Raw genomic sequence first — 5,513 nt, forward strand, 5'->3', positions numbered from 1 at the left:
AGCATTGGGGATTGAGAAAGAGTAGAAATGCCACAAGCCTCAATAGCAGGTTTAAGAGCCTCGATACGCTCAAAGTCAAAATAATCAGCGTGACATTCAGAAGGGTAATAAGAACGAACCATAAAAAAGCCTCCAAGATTTGGAGGCATGAAAACATACAATTGGGAGGGTGTCAATCCTGACGGTTATTTCCTAGACAAATTAGAGCCAATACCATCAGCTTTACCGTCTTTCCAGAAATTGTTCCAAGTATCGGCAACAGCTTTATCAATACCATGAAAAATATCAACCACACCAGAAGCAGCATCAGTGACGACATTAGAAATATCCTTTGCAGTAGCGCCAATATGAGAAGAGCCATACCGCTGATTCTGCGTTTGCTGATGAACTAAGTCAACCTCAGCACTAACCTTGCGAGTCATTTCTTTGATTTGGTCATTGGTAAAATACTGACCAGCCGTTTGAGCTTGAGTAAGCATTTGGCGCATAATCTCGGAAACCTGCTGTTGCTTGGAAAGATTGGTGTTTTCCATAATAGACGCAACGCGAGCAGTAGACTCCTTCTGTTGATAAGCAAGCATCTCATTTTGTGCATATACCTGGTCTTTCGTATTCTGGCGTGAAGTCGCCGACTGAATGCCAGCAATCTCTTTTTGAGTCTCATTTTGCATCTCGGCAATCTCTTTCTGATTGTCCAGTTGCATTTTAGTAAGCTCTTTTTGATTCTCAAATCCGGCGTCAACCATACCAGCAGAGGAAGCATCAGCACCAGCACGCTCCCAAGCATTAAGCTCAGGAAATGCAGCAGCAAGATAATCACGAGTATCCTTTCCTTTATCAGCGGCAGACTTGCCACCAAGTCCAACCAAATCAAGCAACTTATCAGAAACGGCAGAAGTGCCAGCCTGCAACGTACCTTCAAGAAGTCCTTTACCAGCTTTAGCCATAGCACCAGAAACAAAACTAGGGACGGCCTCATCAGGGTTAGGAACATTAGAGCCTTGAATGGCAGATTTAATACCAGCATCACCCATGCCTACAGTATTGTTATCGGTAGCAAGCACATCACCTTGAATGCCACCGGAGGCGGCTTTTTGACCGCCTCCAAACAATTTAGACATGGCGCCACCAGCAAGAGCAGAAGCAATACCGCCAGCAATAGCACCAAACATAAATCACCTCACTTAAGTGGCTGGAGACAAATAATCTCTTTAATAACCTGATTCAGCGAAACCAATCCGCGGCATTTAGTAGCGGTAAAGTTAGACCAAACCATGAAACCAACATAAACATTATTGCCCGGCGTACGGGGAAGGACGTCAATAGTCACACAGTCCTTGACGGTATAATAACCACCATCATGGCGACCATCCAAAGGATAAACATCATAGGCAGTCGGGAGGGTAGTCGGAACCGAAGAAGACTCAAAGCGAACCAAACAGGCAAAAAATTTAGGGTCGGCATCAAAAGCAATATCAGCACCAACAGAAACAACCTGATTAGCGGCGTTGACAGATGTATCCATCTGAATGCAATGAAGAAAACCACCATTACCAGCATTAACCGTCAAACTATCAAAATATAACGTTGACGATGTAGCTTTAGGTGTCTGTAAAACAGGTGCCGAAGAAGCTGGAGTAACAGAAGTGAGAACCAGCTTATCAGAAAAAAAGTTTGAATTATGGCGAGAAATAAAAGTCTGAAACATGATTAAACTCCTAAGCAGAAAACCTACCGCGCTTCGCTTGGTCAACCCCTCAGCGGCAAAAATTAAAATTTTTACCGCTTCGGCGTTATAACCTCACACTCAATCTTTTATCACGAAGTCATGATTGAATCGCGAGTGGTCGGCAGATTGCGATAAACGGTCACATTAAATTTAACCTGACTATTCCACTGCAACAACTGAACGGACTGGAAACACTGGTCATAATCATGGTGGCGAATAAGTACGCGTTCTTGCAAATCACCAGAAGGCGGTTCCTGAATGAATGGGAAGCCTTCAAGAAGGTGATAAGCAGGAGAAACATACGAAGGCGCATAACGATACCACTGACCCTCAGCAATCTTAAACTTCTTAGACGAATCACCAGAACGGAAAACATCCTTCATAGAAATTTCACGCGGCGGCAAGTTGCCATACAAAACAGGGTCGCCAGCAATATCGGTATAAGTCAAAGCACCTTTAGCGTTAAGGTACTGAATCTCTTTAGTCGCAGTAGGCGGAAAACGAACAAGCGCAAGAGTAAACATAGTGCCATGCTCAGGAACAAAGAAACGCGGCACAGAATGTTTATAGGTCTGTTGAACACGACCAGAAAACTGGCCTAACGACGTTTGGTCAGTTCCATCAACATCATAGCCAGATGCCCAGAGATTAGAGCGCATGACAAGTAAAGGACGGTTGTCAGCGTCATAAGAGGTTTTACCTCCAAATGAAGAAATAACATCATGGTAACGCTGCATGAAGTAATCACGTTCTTGGTCAGTATGCAAATTAGCATAAGCAGCTTGCAGACCCATAATGTCAATAGATGTGGTAGAAGTCGTCATTTGGCGAGAAAGCTCAGTCTCAGGAGGAAGCGGAGCAGTCCAAATGTTTTTGAGATGGCAGCAACGGAAACCATAACGAGCATCATCTTGATTAAGCTCATTAGGGTTAGCCTCGGTACGGTCAGGCATCCACGGCGCTTTAAAATAGTTGTTATAGATATTCAAATAACCCTGAAACAAATGCTTAGGGATTTTATTGGTATCAGGGTTAATCGTGCCAAGAAAAGCGGCATGGTCAATATAACCAGTAGTGTTAACAGTCGGGAGAGGAGTGGCATTAACACCATCCTTCATGAACTTAATCCACTGTTCACCATAAACGTGACGATGAGGGACATAAAAAGTAAAAATGTCTACAGTAGAGTCAATAGCAAGGCCACGACGCAATGGAGAAAGACGGAGAGCGCCAACGGCGTCCATCTCGAAGGAGTCGCCAGCGATAACCGGAGTAGTTGAAATGGTAATAAGACGACCAATCTGACCAGCAAGGAAGCCAAGATGGGAAAGGTCATGCGGCATACGCTCGGCGCCAGTTTGAATATTAGACATAATTTATCCTCAAGTAAGGGGCCGAAGCCCCTGCAATTAAAATTGTTGACCACCTACATACCAAAGACGAGCGCCTTTACGCTTGCCTTTAGTACCTCGCAACGGCTGCGGACGACCAGGGCGAGCGCCAGAACGTTTTTTACCTTTAGACATTACATCACTCCTTCTGCACGTAATTTTTGACGCACGTTTTCTTCTGCGTCAGTAAGAACGTCAGTGTTTCCTGCGCGTACACGCAAGGTAAACGCGAACAATTCAGCGGCTTTAACCGGACGCTCGACGCCATTAATAATGTTTTCCGTAAATTCAGCGCCTTCCATGATGAGACAGGCCGTTTGAATGTTGACGGGATGAACATAATAAGCAATGACGGCAGCAATAAACTCAACAGGAGCAGGAAAGCGAGGGTATCCTACAAAGTCCAGCGTACCATAAACGCAAGCCTCAACGCAGCGACGAGCACGAGAGCGGTCAGTAGCAATCCAAACTTTGTTACTCGTCAGAAAATCGAAATCATCTTCGGTTAAATCCAAAACGGCAGAAGCCTGAATGAGCTTAATAGAGGCCAAAGCGGTCTGGAAACGTACGGATTGTTCAGTAACTTGACTCATGATTTCTTACCTATTAGTGGTTGAACAGCATCGGACTCAGATAGTAATCCACGCTCTTTTAAAATGTCAACAAGAGAATCTCTACCATGAACAAAATGTGACTCATATCTAAACCAGTCCTTGACGAACGTGCCAAGCATATTAAGCCACTTCTCCTCATCCAACGCGTCAGTTTTTGACAGAATCGTTAGTTGATGGCGAAAGGTCGCAAAGTAAGAGCTTCTCGAGCTGCGCAAGGATAGGTCGAATTTTCTCATTTTCCGCCAGCAGTCCACTTCGATTTAATTCGTAAACAAGCAGTAGTAATTCCTGCTTTATCAAGATAATTTTTCGACTCATCAGAAATATCCGAAAGTGTTAACTTCTGCGTCATGGAAGCGATAAAACTCTGCAGGTTGGATACGCCAATCATTTTTATCGAAGCGCGCATAAATTTGAGCAGATTTGTCGTCACAGGTTGCGCCGCCAAAACGTCGGCTACAGTAACTTTTCCCAGCCTCAATCTCATCTCTCTTTTTGCGTTCTGCTTCAATATCTGGTTGAACGGCGTCGCGTCGTAACCCAGCTTGGTAAGTTGGATTAAGCACTCCGTGGACAGATTTGTCATTGTGAGCATTTTCATCCCGAAGTTGCGGCTCATTCTGATTCTGAACAGCTTCTTGGGAAGTAGCGACAGCTTGGTTTTTAGTGAGTTGTTCCATTCTTTAGCTCCTAGACCTTTAGCAGCAAGGTCCATATCTGACTTTTTGTTAACGTATTTAGCCACATAGAAACCAACAGCCATATAACTGGTAGCTTTAAGCGGCTCACCTTTAGCATCAACAGGCCACAACCAACCAGAACGTGAAAAAGCGTCCTGCGTGTAGCGAACTGCGATGGGCATACTGTAACCATAAGGCCACGTATTTTGCAAGCTATTTAACTGGCGGCGATTGCGTACCCGACGACCAAAATTAGGGTCAACGCTACCTGTAGGAAGTGTCCGCATAAAGTGCACCGCATGGAAATGAAGACGGCCATTAGCTGTACCATACTCAGGCACACAAAAATACTGATAGCAGTCGGCGTGTGAATCATTAGCCTTGCGACCCTCGGCAGCAAGAACCATACGACCAATATCACGAAAATAGTCACGCAAAGCATTGGGATTATCATAAAACGCCTCTAATCGGTCGTCAGCCAACGTGAGAGTGTCAAAAACGATAAACCAACCATCAGCATGAGCCTGTCGCATTGCATTCATCAAACGCTGAATAGCAAAGCCTCTACGCGATTTCATAGTGGAGGCCTCCAGCAATCTTGAACACTCATCCTTAATACCTTTCTTTTTGGGGTAATTATACTCATCGCGAATATCCTTAAGAGGGCGTTCAGCAGCCAGCTTGCGGCAAAACTGCGTAACCGTCTTCTCGTTCTCTAAAAACCATTTTTCGTCCCCTTCGGGGCGGTGGTCTATAGTGTTATTAATATCAAGTTGGGGGAGCACATTGTAGCATTGTGCCAATTCATCCATTAACTTCTCAGTAACAGATACAAACTCATCACGAACGTCAGAAGCAGCCTTATGGCCGTCAACATACATATCACCATTATCGAACTCAACGCCCTGCATACGAAAAGACAGAATCTCTTCCAAGAGCTTGATGCGGTTATCCATCTGCTTATGGAAGCCAAGCATTGGGGATTGAGAAAGAGTAGAAATGCCACAAGCCTCAATAGCAGGTTTAAGAGCCTCGATACGCTCAAAGTCAAAATAATCAGCGTGACATTCAGAAGGGTAATAAGAACGAACCATAAAAA

At 44.6% G+C, this 5,513-nt stretch carries 8 protein-coding genes; all 8 read right to left on the reverse strand.

Features of this window, described 5'->3' with window-relative positions:
* Positions 1-185: 185 nt before the first annotated feature.
* Complete coding sequence (locus tag CS903_RS09820) at positions 186-1,172, reverse strand: Minor spike protein (protein WP_000466547.1); 987 nt, start codon at positions 1,170-1,172, stop codon at positions 186-188.
* An 8-nt stretch (positions 1,173-1,180) separates the two neighbouring features.
* Positions 1,181-1,708, reverse strand: a complete 528-nt coding sequence (locus tag CS903_RS09825; RefSeq protein WP_000487867.1) for a hypothetical protein — start codon at positions 1,706-1,708, stop codon at positions 1,181-1,183.
* A gap of 110 nt (positions 1,709-1,818) precedes the next feature.
* Entirely contained in the window at positions 1,819-3,102 is a 1,284-nt protein-coding gene (locus CS903_RS09830; protein WP_000065572.1) for a major capsid protein, read from the reverse strand.
* Between the two features lie 36 nt (positions 3,103-3,138).
* Positions 3,139-3,255: a phage DNA packaging protein J gene (locus tag CS903_RS09835; RefSeq protein WP_000033471.1), complete on the reverse strand. Its 117-nt coding sequence runs from the start codon at positions 3,253-3,255 to the stop codon at positions 3,139-3,141.
* A complete protein-coding gene (locus tag CS903_RS09840; protein ID WP_000084700.1) occupies positions 3,255-3,713 on the reverse strand; it encodes a scaffolding protein D in 459 nt (152 codons plus the stop codon). Before CS903_RS09840 ends, CS903_RS09835 begins: the two co-directional genes overlap by 1 nt.
* The gene (locus CS903_RS09845; protein ID WP_016670801.1) at positions 3,710-3,949 is read right to left on the reverse strand and encodes a phage DNA packaging protein C; all 240 of its coding nucleotides are present in this window, start codon (positions 3,947-3,949) and stop codon (positions 3,710-3,712) included. The genes CS903_RS09840 and CS903_RS09845 overlap by 4 nt, the downstream gene beginning before the upstream one ends.
* Entirely contained in the window at positions 3,882-4,034 is a 153-nt protein-coding gene (locus tag CS903_RS09850; protein ID WP_435988044.1) for a hypothetical protein, read from the reverse strand. The genes CS903_RS09845 and CS903_RS09850 overlap by 68 nt, the downstream gene beginning before the upstream one ends.
* Positions 3,967-5,513 (reverse strand): replication endonuclease (locus CS903_RS09855; RefSeq protein WP_503089915.1); only part of this gene is annotated, 1,547 nt, incomplete at its 5' end. The genes CS903_RS09850 and CS903_RS09855, both read right to left, overlap by 68 nt.

Origin of the sequence: Actinomyces minihominis (assembly GCF_900187855.1) — a bacterium.
Lineage (GTDB): Bacteria > Actinomycetota > Actinomycetes > Actinomycetales > Actinomycetaceae > Scrofimicrobium > Scrofimicrobium minihominis.